The organism is Frankia casuarinae, assembly GCF_000013345.1.
GTDB lineage: Bacteria > Actinomycetota > Actinomycetes > Frankiales > Frankiaceae > Frankia > Frankia casuarinae.
On record NC_007777.1, the window covers coordinates 51,536 to 72,470 of the forward strand.

General features: G+C 70.7%; 15 protein-coding genes. 7 read left to right on the top strand and 8 right to left on the bottom strand.

What is annotated here, in order from left to right; genetic code table 11:
* Positions 1-170: 170 nt before the first annotated feature.
* Entirely contained in the window at positions 171-1,769 is a 1,599-nt protein-coding gene (locus tag FRANCCI3_RS00205) for an FAD-binding oxidoreductase (RefSeq protein WP_011434519.1), read from the bottom strand.
* A gap of 123 nt (positions 1,770-1,892) precedes the next feature.
* On the bottom strand, positions 1,893-4,358 hold the full coding sequence (locus FRANCCI3_RS00210) for a protein kinase domain-containing protein (RefSeq protein WP_035957966.1): 2,466 nt from the start codon (positions 4,356-4,358) through the stop codon (positions 1,893-1,895).
* Between the two features lie 269 nt (positions 4,359-4,627).
* Between FRANCCI3_RS00210 and pgi the strand changes: the two genes are divergently transcribed.
* Both pgi and FRANCCI3_RS00220 read left to right on the top strand, forming a co-directional pair.
* Positions 4,628-6,298, top strand: coding sequence for a glucose-6-phosphate isomerase (pgi, locus tag FRANCCI3_RS00215; protein WP_011434521.1), 1,671 nt, complete (start codon positions 4,628-4,630; stop codon positions 6,296-6,298).
* A gap of 93 nt (positions 6,299-6,391) precedes the next feature.
* A complete protein-coding gene (locus tag FRANCCI3_RS00220) occupies positions 6,392-6,733 on the top strand; it encodes an STAS domain-containing protein (RefSeq protein WP_011434522.1) in 342 nt (113 codons plus the stop codon).
* A 42-nt stretch (positions 6,734-6,775) separates the two neighbouring features.
* Here the strand turns inward: FRANCCI3_RS00220 and FRANCCI3_RS26530 are convergent, their stop codons facing one another.
* Complete coding sequence (locus FRANCCI3_RS26530; RefSeq protein WP_049760794.1) at positions 6,776-7,081, bottom strand: hypothetical protein; 306 nt, start codon at positions 7,079-7,081, stop codon at positions 6,776-6,778.
* A 242-nt stretch (positions 7,082-7,323) separates the two neighbouring features.
* On the opposite strand from FRANCCI3_RS26530, the gene FRANCCI3_RS00230 reads away from it, so the two are divergent.
* The gene (locus FRANCCI3_RS00230) at positions 7,324-7,647 is read left to right on the top strand and encodes a hypothetical protein (RefSeq protein ID WP_011434523.1); all 324 of its coding nucleotides are present in this window, start codon (positions 7,324-7,326) and stop codon (positions 7,645-7,647) included.
* A gap of 21 nt (positions 7,648-7,668) precedes the next feature.
* On the opposite strand, the gene FRANCCI3_RS00235 is transcribed toward FRANCCI3_RS00230, so the two are convergent.
* Both FRANCCI3_RS00235 and FRANCCI3_RS00240 read right to left on the bottom strand, forming a co-directional pair.
* Positions 7,669-10,938 carry an adenylate/guanylate cyclase domain-containing protein gene (locus tag FRANCCI3_RS00235; RefSeq protein ID WP_237704554.1) on the bottom strand — a complete coding sequence of 1,090 codons (3,270 nt, stop codon included), beginning with the start codon at positions 10,936-10,938 and terminating at the stop codon, positions 7,669-7,671.
* A gap of 155 nt (positions 10,939-11,093) precedes the next feature.
* On the bottom strand, positions 11,094-11,429 hold the full coding sequence (locus FRANCCI3_RS00240; protein WP_011434525.1) for an ATP-binding cassette domain-containing protein: 336 nt from the start codon (positions 11,427-11,429) through the stop codon (positions 11,094-11,096).
* A gap of 130 nt (positions 11,430-11,559) precedes the next feature.
* Here FRANCCI3_RS00240 and FRANCCI3_RS00245 point away from each other — a divergent pair, with 130 nt between their 5' ends.
* Positions 11,560-12,186, top strand: a complete 627-nt coding sequence (locus tag FRANCCI3_RS00245; protein WP_011434526.1) for a nitroreductase family protein — start codon at positions 11,560-11,562, stop codon at positions 12,184-12,186.
* Positions 12,187-12,281: 95 nt separating this feature from the next.
* The gene (locus FRANCCI3_RS00250; RefSeq protein ID WP_011434527.1) at positions 12,282-12,878 is read left to right on the top strand and encodes a hypothetical protein; all 597 of its coding nucleotides are present in this window, start codon (positions 12,282-12,284) and stop codon (positions 12,876-12,878) included.
* 34 nt (positions 12,879-12,912) lie between these two features.
* Here the strand turns inward: FRANCCI3_RS00250 and FRANCCI3_RS00255 are convergent, their stop codons facing one another.
* Positions 12,913-16,341: a patatin-like protein gene (locus tag FRANCCI3_RS00255; RefSeq protein ID WP_011434528.1), complete on the bottom strand. Its 3,429-nt coding sequence runs from the start codon at positions 16,339-16,341 to the stop codon at positions 12,913-12,915.
* Positions 16,342-16,535: 194 nt separating this feature from the next.
* Between FRANCCI3_RS00255 and FRANCCI3_RS00260 the strand changes: the two genes are divergently transcribed.
* Together FRANCCI3_RS00260 and FRANCCI3_RS00265 are read left to right on the top strand one after the other, a co-directional pair.
* Positions 16,536-18,380, top strand: coding sequence for an acyl-CoA dehydrogenase (locus FRANCCI3_RS00260; protein ID WP_011434529.1), 1,845 nt, complete (start codon positions 16,536-16,538; stop codon positions 18,378-18,380).
* A gap of 63 nt (positions 18,381-18,443) precedes the next feature.
* On the top strand, positions 18,444-18,830 hold the full coding sequence (locus tag FRANCCI3_RS00265) for a hypothetical protein (RefSeq protein ID WP_232234807.1): 387 nt from the start codon (positions 18,444-18,446) through the stop codon (positions 18,828-18,830).
* A 121-nt stretch (positions 18,831-18,951) separates the two neighbouring features.
* On the opposite strand, the gene FRANCCI3_RS00270 is transcribed toward FRANCCI3_RS00265, so the two are convergent.
* Both FRANCCI3_RS00270 and FRANCCI3_RS00275 read right to left on the bottom strand, forming a co-directional pair.
* Positions 18,952-19,188, bottom strand: coding sequence for a hypothetical protein (locus FRANCCI3_RS00270; protein ID WP_011434531.1), 237 nt, complete (start codon positions 19,186-19,188; stop codon positions 18,952-18,954).
* Positions 19,189-19,318: 130 nt separating this feature from the next.
* Positions 19,319-20,893, bottom strand: coding sequence for a dihydrolipoamide acetyltransferase family protein (locus FRANCCI3_RS00275; RefSeq protein WP_011434532.1), 1,575 nt, complete (start codon positions 20,891-20,893; stop codon positions 19,319-19,321).
* Positions 20,894-20,935 lie beyond the last annotated feature (42 nt).

Here is a 20,935-nt window from a genome sequence, read left to right on the forward strand (position 1 = left end):
GATGGACAGGGATCTGACCATAGGTGGGCAGTAGGCAACGGATGGGTGAACGGATCTAATAGTGCATGCCACCCCGGGTCGGTTGACTTCGATTCCCGGCGCGGGGTGGCTGTCCGGGGCAATGGCCGGGGCCCGGCCGGGGAAGCTCCCGCCGGAGCCGCTCAGGACCGTCAGGACGGCGCGATGCTCTGCGCGAAGCGAAACAGGTTGTCCGGGTCGTAGGCGCGCTTGACTTGGCGCAACCGCGGAAGGTTCGCCCCGTAGTACGCATCGGCCCAGGTGGTGAGGTCCGGGTCGATGTAGTTCTGGTACGCCGACGACGACATGAACGGCGCCGTCGCCGCCACCGTGGATCGCAACCAGCTCTGGTTAGCCTCCTTGTCCGCAGGGGATGCGTCGACGGAGTAGCCGGCGACGAACTGGGCGCTGGCGAGCGTGTTGCGGTGCACGAACGCCGTGTCACCCGGGCCGACCCGGTTGATCGCGCCGCCCCAGGAATCCAGGATCACGCCACCCGGACCGGCCCCGGGTGTGCGCTGGCGTCGCTCGAGCGCGGCGAGCATCGTCTCGATCCCGCCGGCAGGCATCGGTTCGGTGAGGAATGCCGAGGCAGCCCGTTGGGCCACCCGTGGCAGGGTGCCTCCGGGCGTCCGGTCGCGCAGGTGGCACGCGTCGACGCTTTTGCCCGCGCAGCCCGCCTCAAGCAACATCGTCTCGAGATGGCCACGCTGGGCGACGAAGGTGCTCGAGGGCCTCCGGCCGACGGCGGCGACGAGGTCGGCGAGTCGATCCCGCAGCCACGTGATCCGCGTGTCGTCGGCGCCGCCCGCGAGCACGCCGCTCACCCGCAGGGCTGGGCTGCCGGTGGCCCCGGTCGTCGGCATCGAGGTCACGACGCAGGTCGACCACAGGTCCTCCGGCGCGCCGCCGCTGTCGGCGATCCAGCCCTGCCACGCGGTGAGCACGTCCGCCGCCACGTCCCAGGGCCAGCGGTAGGTGAACAGCGCCAACGGTGTCGCCCGATGGGTGGCGAAGGTGAACGACGTCACGATGCCGACGTTGCCCCCGCCCGCACCGCGTAGCGACCAGAAGAGGTCCGGCTCGGTGTCGGCGTCGGTGCGCACGGTCTCCCCGGAGGCCAGCACGACCTCGGCGGAGACCATCCGATCGCAGGTCAGACCGTAGCGCCGGCTCAACACTCCGATGCCGCCGCCGAGGGCGAGCCCGGCGATGCCGACGGTCGGGCATGATCCGGCTGGCAGCGCCAGCCCGTTCTCGGCGAGTGCGGAGTAGACGTCGATCAGCAGCGCTCCGGCCCCGATCAGCGCGGTGCCGTCGGGCCCCGGCCGGACCGACGCCATCGCAGTCACGTCCACGACCAGCCCGGTCGTCGTTGAGTAACCCCCGTAGCTGTGGCCACCGGCCCGCGCGACGAGATGTATCCCGGTGGAGCGGGCGAAGTCGATGCAGGCCGTGACGTCCCCCGCGGACATGGCACGGACCACCGCCTGCGGACGTACCGCGTCGAAAGCCGGGTCGAACAGCATGCTGGCGACGGCGTAGTCCGGATCGGTCGGTCGCAGCAGCGGACCGGTCAGTCGTTCGTCGAGCGTGCGCCAGTCGATCTCCGTCGGTATTGGGTGGGGGGCGTCCTCCTGCTGACAGGCGCTCATCAGGCCGCCACCGAGCCCGAGCGCGGCGAGCCCGAGCCCGCCGGCTCCGGCTGCGGCGGTCCGTAACACCGATCGTCGGTCAGGCTCGTAATCCACGGTCAGTCCTCACGGCTGCTACGAGTCCGGGGAGTGGACGATGGTCGTCACGAATCGTCCGACCATCCGTGCCATCGGCGACAGCCTAGGTCACCGGCGACACCCTAGGTCACCGGCGACACCCTAGCCCGGTTGGGCGACGGTCGTGATGGTGCCGTTCGGATCGATGCGGCGCACCCGATCGTTGCCGTTGTCCGCGATGTAGAGCGCGCCGCTGCCGTCGACCGCGACCGAGCTCGGGTTCTTGAACTGGGCCGCGGTCGCCGGGCCGCCGTCGCCGCCGGAGCCTTCGCCGCCGGTGCCGGCGATCGTGGTGATCACGCCGTTCGGGTCGACCCGGCGGATCCGGTGGTTGCGGTAGTCAGCGAGGTAGAGCGTCCGGCCGTCCGGGCCGACGGTGAGCGACGGCACGTTCAGCCTGGCCCGGGTGGCCGGGCCGCCGTCACCCGAGAAGCCCCCCTCACCGGTCCCGGCGACGGTGGTGATGATCCCGTCCGGGGTCACCTTCTGAATGGTGTCGCTGGCGAGGTCGGCGAAGTAGAGGGTGCCGTCGTCGGTCATCTGGAGATCGTTCGGGCCGTTGATCTTCGCTGCGGTGGCCGGGCCGCCGTCGCCGGTGTAACCCGCGACTCCGGTGCCCACGTACGTGGTAATGATCCCCTGTGGGCTGATCTTGCGGATCCGGTGGTTTTCGTAGTCGGAGAGGTAGACGCTGCCGTCCGGCCCGGTGGTCACCTTTTCCGCACTGTTGATCTTCGCCGCGGTGGCCGGGCCGCCGTCGCCGCCGTAACCGGCGTCACCGGTGCCGGCGATCGTGGTGATGATCCCGGCTGGGCTGATCTTGCGGATCCGATTGTTCTTCGCGTCCCCGATGTAGATGTTGCCGGCCTTGTCACGGGCGGTCGATCCGGGCCCGTCAAGCTGCGCCGCGGTGGCCGGGCCGCCGTCGCCGCTGATCCCGCCGGCTCCGGTGCCCGCGAGGTCGCTGACCGCCCCGGCGGGGGTGATCTTCTGGATGCGGTCCGTCGCGAGGCTGGAGACGAGTAGCGAGCCGTCGGGATCGACATCGACGCTGTAGGGGCTCAGGCCCTGCACCGACAGCGCCGTTCCCCGGTAGGCGGTTGCGAGGCGTGCCGTGCCGCCGCCGCGGTCACCGCCGCGGCTGCCGCCGCCCGAGTTCGTCACCGCTGCCACGATGCCGACGGTGATGGCGACGATGACGACGAACGCGACCGCTCCGATGATGAGCGGCGTCCGGTTACGGGCGTTCGGACTCGACTGGTGCCCGGCCTGGCGGGTGGCGGCCGGCGGTACCCCCGCCATCCCGTGCACCGGTCCCCCCGGACCGGGCCGGTACGTCTGGCCGCCGGGACCGCCGGGGGCACCCGGTCCGCCTGGGGCATCCGGTCCGCCATAACCGGGGCCGAGCGACCGCGGCGGTGGGGTCGACCGCGGCGGTGGGGTCGACCGCGGCGGTGGAGTGTTGCCCGGCGGGAATCCACCCCAGCCCGGCCCACCCGGTGGTGGATATCCCCCCATCGGATGGCCGGCCGGACTACCGGGTGCTCCGGGGCTACCGGGGAAGCCCGGACTACCGGGTGCTCCGGGGCTACCGGGGAAGCCCGGACTACCGGGTGCTCCGGGGCTACCGGGGAAGCCCGGTCGACCGGCGGCCGGCGGGCGCGGGGTGGTCGAGGTGGCGAGCGCCGCCTCCCGGATCTCGTCGTCGATCCGCACCTTGACGTCGGACCGGGACAGCCAGGTCGGGCCGAACGCGCGGCTGCTCGCTCGGGCGAGTTCCAGGGCGAAGTCGGCGGCGTCGGCGAAGCGGATGCTCGGATCCTTCGCCAGCGCCCGCAGGATCACCGCGGAGACGGGTGGCGGAACCATGGTGAGCGGTTCCGGCATGATCGTCAGATGGTGGTGGGTCAGCGGTTGCACCGCCATCTGACGGCCGAACAGCGGCCGGTTGGCGATCATCTCGTAGAGCACACCCGCGAGGGCGTAAAGATCGGTGGACGGGAAGAGACGCGTCCCCATGATCTGCTCGGGAGCCATGTAACGCGGCGTTCCCAGGATCGCGCTGGCGGTGGTCTCCGCTCCGTCGAAAATCTTGGCGATGCCGAAGTCGGTCACCTTCAGCAGCCCGTCGCCGGCGAACATGATGTTGTCCGGCTTGATGTCCCGGTGCAGCACTCCGTGGCCGTGCGCCGTGGCGAGGGCGGCCGCGGCCGCGAGCCCGATCGAGCAGGTGGTCTCGGCGGAGACCGGTCCCGAGCTCATCCGCTGTTTGAGCGTGCCGCCGGAGAGCAGCTCCATGACGAGCAAGCAGGTGCCCTCATGCTCCACGTAGTCGTGGATACGCACGATGTGCGGATGATCCAGTTCGGCCAGCACCCGAGCCTCGGACAGGAAGCGGGTACGCAGATCGGGGTCGTCGGAGGTGTCCAGCAGGATCTTGATCGCGACCTTGCGGCCGATGAGCCGGTGCTGGCCGGCCAGCACGAGCCCGTAGCCACCCCGGCCCAAGTCGCCCTCGACGGAGTAACCGGGAAGCGCCGCCTCCACCCGAGATTTATCTATCAACAAGGTCCAGATCCGTCCGCTACCACGCCGGGCATCCGCTGTACCGCCACCCGTGCGCCGAGAACCATCCTGGCCTGCAATGACGCCCTTCGTCGGATTCCTGGTGATCCTACGGCCCTGACCCCCCATTCCCTACCCCCGGCAGGCCGATCCGGCGTGCCGGATCGGCGACACGGGCATGCCGACGGGGCTGACGAGCGCCGCCGCCGCCGCAGTGCGGATGATGGGCACTGCGGCACACGTTGAACCTGCGAGGAAGGGCATCCCACGTCATGTCGACAACCGAGCCCGCTGCCCCGGTGGCTCCGCTGGACATCACCGCGACCGAGGAATGGGCGGCGCTCACCACGCATCTGCGCGAGATCTCCGAGGTGTCCCTGCGGGATCTGTTCGCCGCCGATCCCCGGCGTGGCGAGACGTTCGCCGCCGAAGCGGACGGACTCTATCTTGACTACTCCAAGAACCGGCTGACCGCGCGCACCGTCGAGTTGCTGACCGCGCTGGCCCGGCGCGCCGGGCTGGCGGACCGGATCGAGGCGATGTTCCGGGGCGAGAGAATCAACGTCACCGAGAACCGACCGGTGTTGCACGTGGCGTTGCGCGCCCCGGCCGGAACCCGGATCGAGGTGGATGGCGTCGACGTCGTCCCCGACGTGCATCGGGTGCTCGACGCGATGTCCCAATTCGCCGACCGGGTGCGGTCGGGGGACTGGCTGGGGGCCACCGGTGAGCGGATCCGGACGGTGGTCAACATCGGCATCGGCGGCTCCGACCTGGGACCCGCCATGGCCTACGACGCCCTGCGCGACTATGCCGACCGGTCGATCGAAGTCCGGTTCGTCTCCAACGTCGACCCCACCGACATCTGGGAGGCTACCGCCGATCTCGATCCGGCCAGCACCCTGTTCATCGTCTCGTCCAAGACGTTCACCACCCTGGAAACGATCTCCAACGCGCGGGCCGCACGGTCCTGGCTCACCGGCCTGCTCGGCGAGGACGCCGTTTCCCGGCACTTCGTCGCGGTCTCCACGAATGCCGAGAAGGTCGCCGAGTTCGGTATCGACACCGTGAACATGTTCGAGTTCTGGGACTGGGTGGGCGGCCGGTACTCGGTGGACTGCGCGATCGGCCTCTCGCTGATGATCGCGATCGGGCCGCCGAACTTCCGGGAGTTCCTCGCCGGTTTCGCCGCTATGGACACGCACTTCCGGACGGCTCCGTTCGAGCGGAACCTTCCGGTTCTGCTCGGTCTGATCGGCCTGTGGTACCGCGACTTCTTCGGTACAGCGACGCACGCGGTGCTGCCCTACAGCCACTACCTGGGCCGATTCCCGGCTTATCTCCAGCAGCTGGACATGGAGAGCAATGGGAAGTCGGTCGATCTCACCGGGCGGCCCGTGTCGACGCCGACCGGACCGATCGTCTGGGGGACTCCCGGCACGAACGGACAGCATGCGTACTACCAGCTCCTGCACCAGGGGACAACGATCGTTCCGGCCGATTTCATCGGCTTCGTCCGGCCGAACCATCCCGGGGTGGGCACGGCGGATGGCGCCGGGGTGGACCAGCACGCCCTGCTGCTGGCCAACTTCCTGGCGCAGACAGAGGCCCTCGCGTTCGGCCGGACAGCCGCGGAGGTGGCCGCCGAGGGTGTCACGCCGGACCTCGTTGCGCATCGGACCTTCCCGGGTAATCGACCCTCGAACACCCTGCTGGCCCAGAAGCTGACTCCGTTCGCCCTCGGTCAGCTGATCGCACTGTACGAGCACAAGGTGTTCACCCAGGGGGTCATCTGGGGGATCAACAGTTTCGACCAGTGGGGCGTGGAGCTCGGCAAGGTGCTGGCCGGTCGGATCATTCCGGAACTCGGGTCCGAGCAGGAACCGGAGCTGGGGCATGACAGCTCGACGAATGCTCTGATCAAGCGTCTGCGGGCCGGCTGACGCCCGCCGGGGATCCAGCCAACCGAGGCATGTTACTCTGCGTAATCGATCGGGGGTGGCCCCGCGCGGTGACGACATCGGGGGGTGGAAGTCATGCGGGTGGATGCTGGAGCCTTGCGGATGTCCGTGCGGCGGACAGGCGAGGACGTGCTCATCGAACTCGCCGGGGAACTCGACACGGCCGGGCGGCTCCGGTTCCGTGAGCAGATCGGCGAGCATCTTGGCCGGGGCGGGGGGACGGTCACGGTGGATGTCGCGGGCCTGCGCTCGATCGACGTCCCGGGGCTCGCAGCTCTGCTCCGCGCCGATCTGCTGCTCCGCCGGGTGCACTCATGTCTGGAGATCCAGGCACCCACGCCGGCGTTCGCCGCGTTGTTGCGGGAGGCCGGTCTCGACGGTCGGCTGCGGGTCGGTGGGGGATCCCGCCGCCGCTGACCGCCCCCTCGACTGTCCGCATCCCGCGGGCTGGGAGACGGCTCAGCCGATGAGCGGTGACGTCCGATCGCCCGATGACGCGGGTGCGCTGGGGGTGGCGGGTGCGCTGGGGGTGGCGGGTGCGCTGAGGGCTGCGGGTGCGCTGAGGGCCGCGGGTGCGCTGGGTGACGGTCGTGCACCGGATGGTCCGGAGTCACCCACCGAGGCGGTGCCGTCCTCGGTGACCAGGGAGAGCAACCCGCGGGAGCCGATCAGACGTTTCTCGATTCCGCCCATCATGAGCATCCCCGCCATTACGAAGAGTGGAAAACCGAGCACCATCAGCAGGACGGGTGGTGTGAGACTCACCGAAAGACCCCCAGGCTGGCTTACGGATCTGATCGGCACCATGGACGCCGTACCGTAGGCGTTACCCTCGGACCTCCGTTGCTCACGTCCCGACAGTCGTCTCACCCGACTCGGGTGTCCACCGGGTTCTCCCCGAGGGGGCCGCCGATTCCGGCCGGGTGGAAGAATGAACCGCAGCTCAGAGGTCTGTTTCGGGATGCGTGTTGTTCCCGGTGTCCGCGGGCTCGTACCCTTCCCCCAACATGTCTGCGCGGCCCGCTCCATTGCCCGCTTATAGCGGCCGTCCGTGGGTTCGTGACGCGGACCTGCTTGCGCGTCTCGACCTGCTCTCCGAGCAGATCGATTTCGCCCTCGCCGAGATAGCCCTGCGGCGGGCCGCCTACCAGCGAGCCTGCGAGGAGGAGGCCGCCTGGCCGTGGGCGCCCGTCGGCGTTGAGGTACTGAGCCGGCCGTCCGTGGCGCAGGCTCTGGCCGGCGAGCTCGCCGCCGTCGAGCGGCTGCGGTTGTGGGCGCAGGAGATGTACTGGTTGCAGGAACAGGCGCGGCTGCGCGGACTGCTGCGCTGAGCGCGCGGGCGCGGACCCCCGCTAGCCAGTTCCTGGCGAGGGGTCTCCCGTCCCTGCTGAGGGGTCTCCCGTCCCTGGTGGGGGGCCTCCGGTTCCCGGCGGGGGACCGTCGAGCGCGTCGAACAGCCGGCGGCCGAGGTTTGCCGCGGCGACGTTGCCCCGGTGCAGATACCGGGTGATGCCAGCCTCCAGGCTCTCGGCGGCGTCGTCCTTGCGGCCGGCCCGGTAGAGAACCTCGGCGCGGGACAGCAGCGCATGTCCCTGGCCGTCGACGTCGTCGGTGCGGCTGGCGAGATCGACGGCGGTGTCGGCGAACCGGAGGGCCTCGGCATCGCGGCCGCGCAGCGCCAGGAGCTTCGCGTGGACCCCGCACCATCCGGCCTGGGCCGGTAGCTGGTCGGCGGCGGCGGCGTCCCGACACCGGGTGACATACTTGCCCGCGTCGTCAACCTTGCCGAGCCGGACGAGAACGTCGGCGAGTGCCGCGGCCCGGTTGGCCAGGAACGCGCGTTCCCCCATCCGGGACAGCTGCCGGCAGCTTCGCCGCAGCTCCCGCTCGGCGACTGCCAGCTCGTCGGCGAGCAGCGCCACCCGGGCCACGACGAACCCGCCATGAAAGGGGTCGGTCCGCGGGGCGCGCAGGTCGTGAACGATCTCCTCGGTCGCCTTGAGATGGATCCGCGCGCCCTCCAGATCCCCCGACATGGCGGTGAGGACCGCGAGCTGGGCGAGCACGGCCCGACGCAGAGCCCGGTCGTCGCCGGCGGCGTCGAGGGCCTCGTTCGCCCGGGTGATCCCGACGGCGACCGGCCGGGGCCCCCAACTCATGAGCATGGTGAGCTCGCGGCGCAGCGACTGCGCGGCCCGGGGCACGCCGGACTCCTCCGCGTGCCGGACGGCGTTCTCCATCGCCCGCTCGGCCGCGGCGAACTGCCCGGCCGCCAGGTAGGCATTGGCCTGGCTGCGGCAGGCGAGCGCCGCGCCGACCTCGTCGCCGGCCTGCACGAAGTTGGTCAGGCACACCGCGGCTTCGGTCAGCGTCCTGGCGACCAGGCCCTCCGGATCGGTGGAGAACAGCACCCGCAGGTACGCGAGCCGGGCGTGGGCCCGCAGGCCCTCCTCCCCGGCGCGCCGGGCCCGCTCGGTCACCTGGCGCAGGATGCGCTCGGCGTCGGAGAGCCGGCCGAACGAGTACAGCGCCCAGCCGAGGTCGATCTCGGCCCGTAGCCGCAGTGGGTCCGTCTCGGGCAGCAGGGTGATGGCCCGCTTGAGCAGCTGGGCCGCGCCGGTCTCGTCGCCCTGGCGCACCCGGTCCGCCGCCTCGATCAGACAGGTCGCCGCGGATCGGCCCAGCTCGATCGTCTCGGTGTCGCGCTGCCCGATCTCCACCCGGTAACGAAACGCCTGCTCCAGATGGTAGCCGACCAGTTCGTCGTGCTCACCGGGGCCACCCTCCAGCCGGGTCTGCAGCCACTGGGCGAACCGCTGGTGCAGATCGGCGCGCTGCCGTTTGGCGGTGGACTGGTAGGCGCAGTCGCGCAGCAGCACGTGCAGGAACCGAAACGCCTCGACGCCGGGCAGGTCGGACCGGTCCGGATGCACCAGTTCCTTGCGGACCAGGCTCAGACAGTGGGCGGCGACCATCGGCTGTTCGCTCGGGTCCGACAGGTCGATGACAGCGTCGAGGTAGAAGCGTTCCCCCACGATGGCGGCGCGTTCAAGGACCCGCCGTTCGGGCGGGTCGAGCCGGTCGAGCCGGGCCGCGAGCAGGGACGAGATGGTCGGCGGCACCGTCACGTTGCGCAGGCTGCCGGTGGCGATCCACCGGCTGCCCTCCCGGCGCAGCAGGCCGTCGTCGACGAGGGCCGCCACCATCTGCTCGACGAACAGTGGGTTGCCGGCCGCGGAGGTAGTGATCCGGGAGACGAGGGCCGGGTCGAGGTCGTCGGAGCCCATCAGGGTGCGGATCAGGCGCTGGCAGCGCGCCTCGGTCAGCGGCGCCAGCAGCATCGAGGTGGCGTTGAGCTTGCCGCCTCCCCAGTCCCGCCGCTCCTCCAGCAGTTCCGGGCGGGCCAGGCACAGCAGCATGATGGGGGCGTCGCGGGACCAGTCGGCGATGTTCTCCAGCAGGTCGAGCAGGGTCGGCTCGGCCCAGTGCACGTCGTCGAACCACAGGATCAGCGGGCGTCGGGCCGCCAGCGCCTGGAAGAAGGACCGGACGGCCCAGAAGCTTTCCTGCGGACCGAGTTCCGCGCCGCCCAGCCCCACCAGGGGCGCGAGCGCCTCGACGATCTCCGCCGCCTGGGTGACACCGTCGAGCAGTTCCCGCAGCCGACGCCGCCCGTCCGGGGCGCTCTCGTCAGCGGACAGACCAGTGGCCTGGCGCACCATCTCCATCAGCGGCCAGTAGGCGATGCCCTCGCCGTAGGACAGGCAACGCCCGGTGAGCACGGTCGCCCGGTTCGCCATGGCCGCGCAGAACTCGCCGACCATCCGGGACTTGCCGATGCCCGCCGGGCCCAGCACGGTGAACAGGTGGCAGGTGCGTTCCTCGACCACGGCCTCGAAGGCGTCCTGCAGCCGGCGGCGTTCCCGGTTACGCCCGATGACCGGGGCGGTGAAGCCGTGGGTCGGGGCCCGGCTGCCGGGACCCGCGGTCGGGTCTACCAGCCCGATCAACCGGTGCACCCGCAGCGGGTCGCGCTTGCCCTGGACGACCAGGGGGCCGAGCGGGCTTACCGTGACGCTGTGCCGGATGAAGCGGTAGGTGGTGTCCCCGATGAGGATCTCGTCGGGGGGAGCGGCGTGTTCCAGCCGGGAGGCGACGTTCACCGGATCGCCGGTGACGCCACCGCCTGCGACGGTCACCTCGCCGGTGTTGATCCCGATCCGCACCCGCAGTTTCAGGCCCCACTCGCGCTGCAGGTCGGCATTGAGCGCCTCCATCGCCGCCCGGATGTCGAGGGCGGCGCGAACCGCGCGCAGCGCGTCGTCCTCGTGCAGCACGGGAATGCCGAAGACGGCGAAGACGGCGTCGCCGATGAACTTCTCGACCGATCCGCCGTGGATGTAGATCACTTCACGGACGGTGGTGAAGAACCGCCACATGACCTGCTGCAGCGGTTCGGAGTCGATTCTCTCGCCGATGTCGGTGGACCCGGTGATGTCCACGAACATGATCGTCACGGTCTTCCGGGCGCCGCTCCCCGGGGTGGGAAGGGGGTTCCCACATCCGGAGCAGAAGCGGGCCCGCTCGTGGTTGTCCTCCGCGCATGTCGGGCACGGCACCATGTGCCGGATGGTAGGCCGATCGCGACCCGATGCGGTGGGGGATGCGCGTACCCGACGCGCCTGAGGTGACCCATCCCACGCCGGTGCCACCGCCGGGTCCCGGCCGGGACGGCGCGACCCGGACGGCTCATCCGCCGGCGGCCAGCCTGGCGCGGTCATGACGGCAGCTCCCGCCGCACCGCGAGGAGCGCCGCCACCTGGGCCAACACTCCCCAGCCGACTACTCTCCAGCCGGCCGCGTTCACCTCGACCGCCCCGCAGCCACCGAAGACCAGCACACTGCCGGAACCAGGGGTGACCAGACTCAGCAGGATGCGCAGCGTCGTTGTCTTGCCGGAGCCGTTCGGCCGCAGAAAACCGGTGATGTTCCCTTCCCGCACCGTGAAACTCACGTCCCGGACGGCGCGCTGGGACCCGTATCGCTTGGCCAGATGGTCTATTTCAACGACGGCGGTGACGAGAGCCTCCCGGCGGAGGTCCGAGCGGGGCAATATCTACGGTAACCTGTCACCGTTCCAGATCCACCGGCGGCTGTCACCGCTGGCTGGGTCGCGGTCGCCGGCCGGGAGATCGGTACTTCCCGCGGGGGCTCCCCGAACCGCGATCCCCCGAGGAGTTTTCATGGACGCTCTCGCCTGCCTGATGACGCGCCGCACAGCGACCCGGCTCGTCGAACCCGGTCCGACGGTGGAGCAGATTATGATCATGCTTGGCGCCGCCACCACGGCGCCGGATCACAAGATGCTGCGGCCCTGGCGCTTCGTGGTTGTGCGGAGCGATGCCCGCGCCACCCTGGCTGCGGCGATCAAGCGGGCCGCCGAGGCCCTCGGCGGGTTGCCCGAGCCGGTCATCCGCAAGACCGCGGGCAAGGCCACCCGTTCCCCGGCGCTCATCGCCGTCGTCGCATCCCGTGTCGGTTCGAAGGTTCCGGTCGCCGAGCAGGACGCCTCGGCCGCGGCAGCGGCGCAGAACATCTGCCTGGCCGCGCACGCGCTCGGCGTCGCCTCGGCCTGGAAGTCGGTGCCGATGCAGGACAGCGCCGAGGTCCGGGGGGCGTTCGGGCTGACGTCGGACGAGGTGCTGGTCGGCTGGGTGGAGCTCGGGACCCAGGCGGACACCGCGCCGCTGCCGGCGCGGCCCGCCGTTCGGCTGGCCCAGGTCGCGACGGAGATGGAGGTCGACGGGACGCTGGTTCCCGTGGCGGCGGACGATCGGATCTCCCAGTTCGGGCAAGTGACCACGGTGTGAGCGGCAGGTTACCTAAGCTGGAACACAGGTCTTGAGATCGGGCGGCCTGGACCGGGGTATGACTCCGGCTCCCGAGGTGCGACGGGAGGTACGCCGTGTATGGCGGTCTTCGAGGCCGTGGTGGTCTTCGAGGCCGTGGCCGTCTCGGCCTGACCGTGGCCGGAGGGCTGCTGCTCGCGCTGGTCGTCGGATGCTCGGAGCCGGGGTCGAGTGGGTCCGGCGGCTCGGTCGCCCGGCCGGGCTCGGTGGTCACGCCGAGTGCGTCGTCTCAGGACCCGGGCGGCCCGGGCGCGCTCGGGACCTCCGCCGCGGCTGCGACGCCTGACGTCTCACGGGCGCCGGGCCCCTCCGGAACCTCCGCCGCCCCGGACGGTGTCGCGTCACTGCCGGTGCCGACTCCGCGAGCATCCTCCGTCTTCGTCGGAGAGGCCTGTTCCCCCGCCGAGGACACCTCGCCCGCGACCGCCGTCAACGGCCTTGTGCTGTTCTGCGCGCCCGTCGGCGGGACCGGCCCGGCCGGCATCGGTCGATGGTCCACGGAGCCGCCCGCCCCGGCTCCCGTGGTTCGGCCGGATGAGGGCGGGAACTGCGACCCCGAGGACGTCGGGCGCATCGTCCAGGACTCCGCCGGCCGCCCGGTGTCCTGCCTTCGGGACCCGACGGGCACCCTGACCTGGTCCGACATCTCCTGAACTACGTCGCCACGTCGCCACGTCGCCGGGATGATCAGCCGTTGCGGCGGGCCCGGCGGGTGGTGAGGGCCTCGGCGACGGACCAGAGAGCCGGCAGCACCAGGGCTCCGAAGACGGTCGCCCATGCCCACGGATGATCGGCCAGGTAGGGCACGACATCGTCGTGTAGCCAGGGGAAGAGCCGGTCATGGATCACCGGAACGACACCGGCCGCCGCGAACACCGCGATGAGCCCCGCTCTCACGACCGCCAGTCCTCCGGGCAGGTGCCGCCAGCCGGTAAGTCCGATCATCAGCAGGCCGATCAGGCCGACGACGATCCCCAGGCCGCCGACGATGCCCGAACCGGTCAGCCCGCCGGCCGTGCCGAGGCCGACCAGCGCTGTTCCCACCGCGATCGTCATCCGCCGCCGGCCGTGCGTGACATCCCGGATCATCTCGAAGGCGAGACGGGTGACGGTCCGGGCGAGGAACGCGACCGGCCGCAGGGGCCGTGGCAGCCGGCGGGTCGATGTGGCCCAGGCGACGACCACGGCCACGATCTGGGCCAGGGCGGTCACCAGAACCGGGCCCTGCGCCGCGTCGGTGATGCGCTCGTCCGAGACGCGGCAGGCCTCGAGTACCTTGTCCACCGCTCGCGGGGGCAGCGCGCCGGGCGTGACGGGGACGCCGCTGAGCCCGGGTGGCCGGGGCGGTCGGCGCGCCAGAGCCGAACTGTCGACGCCGGCAGGCCGGTGGGCACCGGTCTGTCCCGCGGCGATCCTGGCGGCCACGGCCGCGGCCAGCGAGATGACCTCGGCGCCGCGCGGCTCGTCCAGGTTCGGGGAGCCTGTCCCTTCCGGTACCGCCGAGGCCCCCGGTCCGGTCGTCGTCCCGGGCCGGCTCGGTTCCACGGTCAGGGCCCGGTCGACGGCGGCGAGGAAGTCGGCGGTGGGCCGCGGATCGACCCCGGCCTTGTTGTCGCGCCGCACCGCCTCGGCGACCCCCACCAGCTCCTTGGCCGCGATGTCCCGTTGGATGCCGGCGGCGACCCAGGTCGCCGTGACCGGAAGGTTCGGCGGCACGGGGGCGTCCGGATCGGTCAGAAAGCCAAGCTCGTCGAGTACCTCCCGCGGCGCCGGGATGCCGGCCACCTCGGTGAGATCGTCGACCAGATCCACCAGCCAGCCCCGGCGGGCCAGCGCCGCGGCGTGGGCGTGACCGGCGGGGACGGCGGTGTCCCGGCGGATCACGAGCCGGCGTGGATCCAGCATGATCCGGACCAGCCAGCCCGCACCGTCCAGCCGTCCCCACATCCAGTCGTTGGCCCGCCACGAGGACTTCGCGAAGGCGCCGAAGTTTCCCAGCTGCAGGCCTGTGACCTTCTCCTCGGCCAGTGCGCGGGCGGGATCGAGGCGGTTCGGTAGATCCGCGCTGATCTGGACGAGCTCAACCGGTTGGTCGAGGACCGCGGCGCCGGTGCTTCGTTCGACCAGGTGCACGTCGAGCACGGCGATCAGGGCGTCCGCGGGAGTCGACGGGAGGTACCCGACGAAGTCCGCGAGGGTCCGGGCCGCCACCGCCCGGCGCTGGCCGACGCTGAGACCCTCGGGCCTGGTCTCTGGTCCCGCCGGAGGCCGGGCCGCGGGGGACCGCCGGTCCACGAGATCGGTGAGCTCGGTCCGCAGGGTCTCGATCATCCGCTCCAGGGAGCGCCAGGCCCGGGTGAGCTCGTCCTGCCCCGCGTCGCCCTCCGGGTCGGTCCGCAACCAGCGGCGGGCAGCCTCGGCGATGACGTCGAGCAGCGGTGCCCCGGCCATCGCACCGAGGGTCTCGCTGACCGTCGTGAAGACGCCGGGCCGCAGGGCCGCGGTGGCTGTGGTGGCTGTGGTGTCGGTGGTGTCGGTGTTCCGGATGGTGGCGTGCGATGCGCCGTGCACGGCCGCCGCGAGCCGGGCAAGTCGGATCCGGTCCGCCGGCTCGGGGGAGAGGACGTACCCTTCGTTGATCATGTTGATCAGTAGACCCTTGGCGGCGTCGAGCGCGGGTCGGCCCAGCCGCCACAGGTCGGCGAGGTCGGCCGTGGTCGGCAGCCGGTCGGGAAGCATCTGGATCACGGCGTTGACCGCGGCGTTCGTCATCCGGGCGGGTCCGGCCGCGTCGGTGCGCAGCGCTTCGGTGTCCGGGGGACGGGGCAGATCGAACCGACCACCGAGGACGCGCAGCAGCGCCTCGATCACCGGTGGGGCGATCTCCTCTGCCAGGCTGCGGCGGTAGGCGTCATAGACGCTCTCGTCCGCTAATCGGGGACCACCGGCCGGGGCGAGGCGCAGCAGCCGTCGCCGGTTCGCCCGCGTACCGCGTACGGCGCTGTTGTGGTCGCGCAGCGTCGCCAGATCTGTACCGATCGACTGGTTCAGCGCCGCGCCGAGCACCTGGAGAAGGGTGGGGATCACCGTGGGTGGCACAGGCAGGGCGGGCGGTGTGGACGTCCTGGTTGGTGCCGCCGGATTCGTTGGTGCCGCCGGATTCGTCGGTACCGGCATCCGCGGCGAGGGCACGACGTAGGCGAGCACGCGACGGACTTGGCGTTCGGCGGGCCGGTCGAAGATGGCCGCCAGCGCCGGTCCGATCGGGCGGTTGACCAGGATCCCGCCGTCCGATGCGTGGAATCCGTGGGAGGCGTTGACGTAGCGGGCCATGTCCGGGTGCGCGGCGTCGACGGCGTGCCCCACCGGCACGTAGGCCGGCTCGAAGGCGCCCGGAAAGGCGGAACTGGCCCGTGCGGCCAGGGCGAGACGGGGGACCGCGCCAGGGTCGGTCAGGTCCTGCGTGCCGAAGGCGAACAGGCCCCGGTGGTCGACGTCGTACATGGTGCCGCCGAGTGAGTCGGCGTGCTCGGCGACCTCGCCGCGCAGGATCGTCGTAGTGATGAAGACCGATGTCGGGCGGTCCATGCCGGCTCGGTCCATGCCGGCTCGGTCCATGCCGGCTCGGTCCATGCCGGCTCGGTCCATGCCGGCTCGGTCCATGCCGGCTCGGTCCATGCCGGCTCGGGCCGTCTCCCCCACCGCTGTCAAGGCGGTGTGCAGCGCGGGCAGCACGGCGGTGTCCCCGTGCAGCAGCGAGGGATACGTCTTCTCGTGGGGGGTGCGCATGAGCGCGTCAAACGAGCCGAGGGACAGCCACAGGTCCCGCAGCGGGGTGAGATCGGCGTGGTGGGTGTTCGCGTAGCCCAGCATGGCGGCGTTGATGCCACCGGCCGAGGTGCCGGCGAGTACGTCCACACTGACCTCGACGTCGAGGATGGTCGCCAGCCGGGCGTAACGGGCAGCGACGGCGGCGTCCGCGTCGTCGGCCCGGTCACGGTCCGGGCTGGTCGCAAGGTTGATCTCGGTGGCGACCCCGCCCATCCAGACGGCGAGGCTCGCGCCACCGGTCATGACGACCGCGAGCCGTACCTCCTGGGTGGCCGGGTCGCGCATGAGTGGCAAGAGTAGACGTGCCCGGCCCCGGGCCTTCCCCGTTTGTCGGAGAAAAGTTGGATCGCGACGACTTCTTCCCAGCCGCCACTCTTGTCAACGGGTTACTCGTGAGTAGCATGGGAACAACGTACTCACGAGTAGCTAGCCGGCATCGGCCGATCACGGTGTCCGGCGGTCCCGGGAAGGAGCCGTTGATGGGCCACTACCGGAGCAATCTGCGAGACATCGAGTTCAACCTGTTCGAGGTGTTCGGGGTCGATCGCACGCTCGGCACCGGTCCCTTCGGGGAGATGGACGCCGAGACCGCGCGCGAGGTGCTGGCCGAGCTCGATCACCTCGCCTCCGGACCCGTTGCCGAGTCCTTCACCGACGCCGACCGTCATCCACCGACCCTGGATCCGGCGACCGGGTCGGTGACCCTGCCGGAGTCGTTCAAGAAGTCCTACCAGGCCGTTCTGGACGGTGAGTGGTGGCGGCTCTACCTTCCGCCGCACCTGGGTGGGCTGGGTGCGTCTCCGACCGTCGCGTGGGCGGCCTCGGAGCTGCTGCTCGGAGCGAACCCGGCCATCTTCATGTACATGGCCGGGCCGACGTTCGCGGCGATCCTGCACCGGCTCGGCAACGAATGGCAGCGCCAGCTCGCCGAGTTCGCCATCGAACGGCACTGGGGCGCGACGATGGTGCTCACCGAGCCGGACGCGGGTTCCGACGTCGGGGCCGGTCGTACCAGGGCGATCGAGCAGCCCGACGGCACCTGGCACATCGAGGGCGTGAAGCGGTTCATCACCAACGGGGACTGGGATGTCCCGGAGAACATCATCCACCTCGTGCTCGCCCGGCCGGAGGGGCACGGCCCGGGGAGTAAGGGCCTGTCGATGTTCGTGGTGCCGAAGTTCATGCCCGATCCGCGGACCGGCACGCCCGGCGCCCGTAACGGCGTCTACGTGACGAACATCGAGAAGAAGATGGGCCTGAAGGTCTCCGCCACCTGCGAGCTGCGGTTCGGTGAGCGGGCGCCGGCGGTCGGTTGGCTGGTCGGTGACGTCCACGAGGGCATCGCCCAGATGTTCCAGGTGATCGAGTACGCCCGGATGATGGTGGGCAGCAAGGCCATCGCCACGCTGTCCACCGGATATCTCAACGCGCTCGAGTTCGCCCGCACCCGCGTCCAGGGTGCGGACCTGGCCCGCGCGTCGGACAAGACGGCACCGCGTGTCACGATCATTCATCACCCGGATGTCCGCCGGATGCTGATGATGCAGAAGGTGTATGCGGAGGGCATGCGTTCACTGGTGCTCTACACCGCGACGTTCCAGGACCGGGTTGCGCTGGCCGGCGAGCGGGGGGAGGCCGACGAGCTCGCCGAACGCATCAACGACCTGCTGCTCCCGATCGTCAAGGGGGTCGGCTCCGAACGGTCCTACGAGCTGCTCGCCTCTTCACTGCAGATCCTCGGTGGTTCCGGGTACCTGCAGGACTATCCGATCGAGCAGTACATCCGCGATGCCAAGATCGACACTCTCTACGAGGGCACCACGTCGATCCAGGGCCAGGACCTGTTTTTCCGGAAAATCGTCCGGGACCAGGGGCAGGCGCTGGCCTCCGTGCTGGGCGAGATCCAGACGTTCGTGAAGGGCGAGGCCGGCAACGGCGCGCTGCGGGCGGAGCGGGAGGCGCTGGGGGTGGCCCTTGAGGACGTCCAGAGCATGGTGAATTCGCTGGTCGGGTTCCTCACCGGCGCCGCCGAGGAGGCCGCCGCGATCTACAAGGTCGGCCTGAATACGACGAGGCTGCTGATGAGCCTCGGTGACCTGATCATCGGATGGCTGCTCCTGCGCGGCGCCGAGGTAGCCCTGCGGACCCAGGATTCTCCGGCGTCCGCCGGGGCCCGGCCCGCTCGGGACGCCGCCTTTTACCAGGGCAAGGTGGCCGCCGCGCGCTGGTTCGCGGCCAATGTGCTACCGGAGTTGACGGCGCGCCGGGTAGCGCTGGAGTCCACCGGCCTCGGGCTCATGGAACTGCCGGAGGAGGCGTTCTGATGTTGCCGCGGCGGGGTTGCGTTCTTGCCGCGGAAGGGTATATGGACCGGTATGGGAATCCCGTTGAGTCTTTTACTCTTGGCCCTCGGCGCCATCCTCGCCTTCGCGGTCCGCTCCGAACCGTCCGGGCTCGACATCACGGCCGTGGGCATCATCCTGATGTGCGTCAGCGCCATTGGGCTCGGCCTCACCCTGTACCGCGACCAGTGGCGCAGGAAGATCGTCGAAGAGTCGGTCGAGAACGGCGTGCCCGCGCCCAGACCGCTCGATGACGGCATCATCGTCGACCCGTCCGCTCCGTTCGAGGCCCCGCACCGGCGCGAGCTGGGACTGACCCCCGAGGAGGATCGTCGGCTGAACCCCTCACGCCATCCGGAGGCGACCTACGGTGACGGGCAGCCGGCCATCCACGTGCACGTCGAAGGGGACCACCCCCTGTCGCCGCACTGAACCGTGCTCGTTCACCGGTCCGCCTGCCCACCGCCCGGTCCGGTTCCCTGGACGGTCCGTGGGGACGGACCAGGGAACCCGGCCGGGCGCTCGTCCGCGGGGGCGAGCCGGGATGGTCGGTTCAGGAGGTGCGTAGCGGCGGGAACGCCTGATCGAGCTCGTTGCGCATGTCCCGCTTGAGGATGTCGTCGGCGTCCGAGGAGGACTGACCCTCGAGCAGAAACCGAGCCACTCGTAGGGTGAGGTCGACCCGCTCAGCCAGGTTGAGCGTGCCGGTGAACCGGCCGCTGGAGTTGGCGGAGGTCAGAACCTTGGCGACGAACTCGTCCGCGGCCTGCAGTGCCTCCACTCGCGTCATGGTTCCACCTCTTTGTGCCGGAAGCCGGTCAGAGGCGCAACCGTACCAGGGAGCGGAATCTGGGCCGTTGTGTGCCCCTCTTGCGTGCAGTGTGCCCGTTTGTGGCCAACTGGTGGATCCGATGAGTCGATCAGGACCAGGCGAGTGCCACCGTGGGATCGGTGATGACGGCACCCACGTCGGCGAGGACCGCGGAGCCCAGCGCGCCGTCGACGATGCGATGGTCGAACGAGAGTGCCAGCTGTACCACCGTACGCACGGTGAGCTGGCCCTCGTGCACCCAGGGCATCGGTCGGATCGAGCCGAGGGCGAGGATCGCCGCTTCGCCCGGGTTCAGGATCGGGGTGCCGATGTCGACGCCGAGGACGCCGACGTTGGTGATGGTGATCGTGCCGCCGCGCAGATCCGCGGGGCTGAGCCGGTCCGCCCTCGCCGCGGTGGTGAGGCCGGCCAGGGCGTGAGCCAGCCCGACGACGTCGAGCCGGCCGGCATCCGGGATGGTGGGCACGACGAGCCCACGCGGGCCCGCCACGGCGATGCCGAGGTTCACCCGGTCGTACACATGTATCTCCGGCCGGCCACCGTTCTCCGGCCGGCCACCGTTCTCCGGCCGGCCACCGCCCGCGTCCTCGACCCAGGATGAGTTGATCATCGGATGTCGGCGAACGGCGATGAGCAGGGCTCTGGCGACGAACAGCAATGGGGTGATCTTGATCCCGGTGAACTCCGGCAGCGCCGCGATCCGGTCCCGGGCGGCCATCGTCGCCGTCGCGTCGACGGTGAGGAACTCGGTGACATGCGGGGCAGCCGAGACGCTGGCGACCATCGCCTGCGCCATCGACCGCCGGATGCCGGTGACAGGCACGTGCCAGGTACGCGTCTCGGCGGAGAAGGTGGCCCCGGCGGGGATGACGCCGATCGGCGGGGCATCGCGCGTGGGCGGCGCCGCGAGGGGCGCGGTACGGGCGGCGGCACGCACCGCGGCCTCGACGTCGGCCCGGCTGATCGTGCCGTCCGGGCCGGTGCCGGCGAGGGATGCGAGGTCGACACCGAGGTCACGGGCGAGCTTGCGGACCGGCGGTTTGGCGAGCACCGGACCGGCTGTGTGGACCGGACCGGCTGTGTGGACCGGACCGGCTGTGTGGACCGGACCGGCTGTGTGGACCGGACCGGCTGTGTGGACCGGACCGGCTGTGTGGACCGGACCGGCTGTGTGGACCGGACCGGCTGTGTGGACCGGACCGGCTGTGTGGACCGGACCGGCTGTGTGGACCGGACCGGCTGGCGTAGGTGGTCGTCGAGGGCGGCGCCGGCGGCTCTCGGCCGTCCTCGGTCCATAGCCCACGAGGACGGGGGTGCGCTCGATGCTGCCAGCGTCCCGGGATGTCGGCAGGCTGTTCGCACCCGTCCCGTTCCCACCCGTCCCGTCGGCGTTGGTGTCGGTGTCGACGTAGGTGTCGGTGTCGGCGGTCTGGATGGTCAGCAGGGGTGCGCCGACCGCGAGGGTCGTTCCCTCGGCGCCGTGGGTCTCGACCAGGATCCCGGCGAACGGGCTGGGGACCTCGACGACCGCCTTCGCGGTCTCGACCTCGACGAGGGGCTGGTTCACCGTGACGGTGTCCCCGACCTGGGCAAGCCACCGGACGATGTCCGCCTCGGTCAGACCTTCGCCGAGGTCAGGGAGCCGGAACTGTCGCTGCGTCACGGTAACCCCAGTCAGATAGCCGGTTGGTCGGTCCTCATGCTT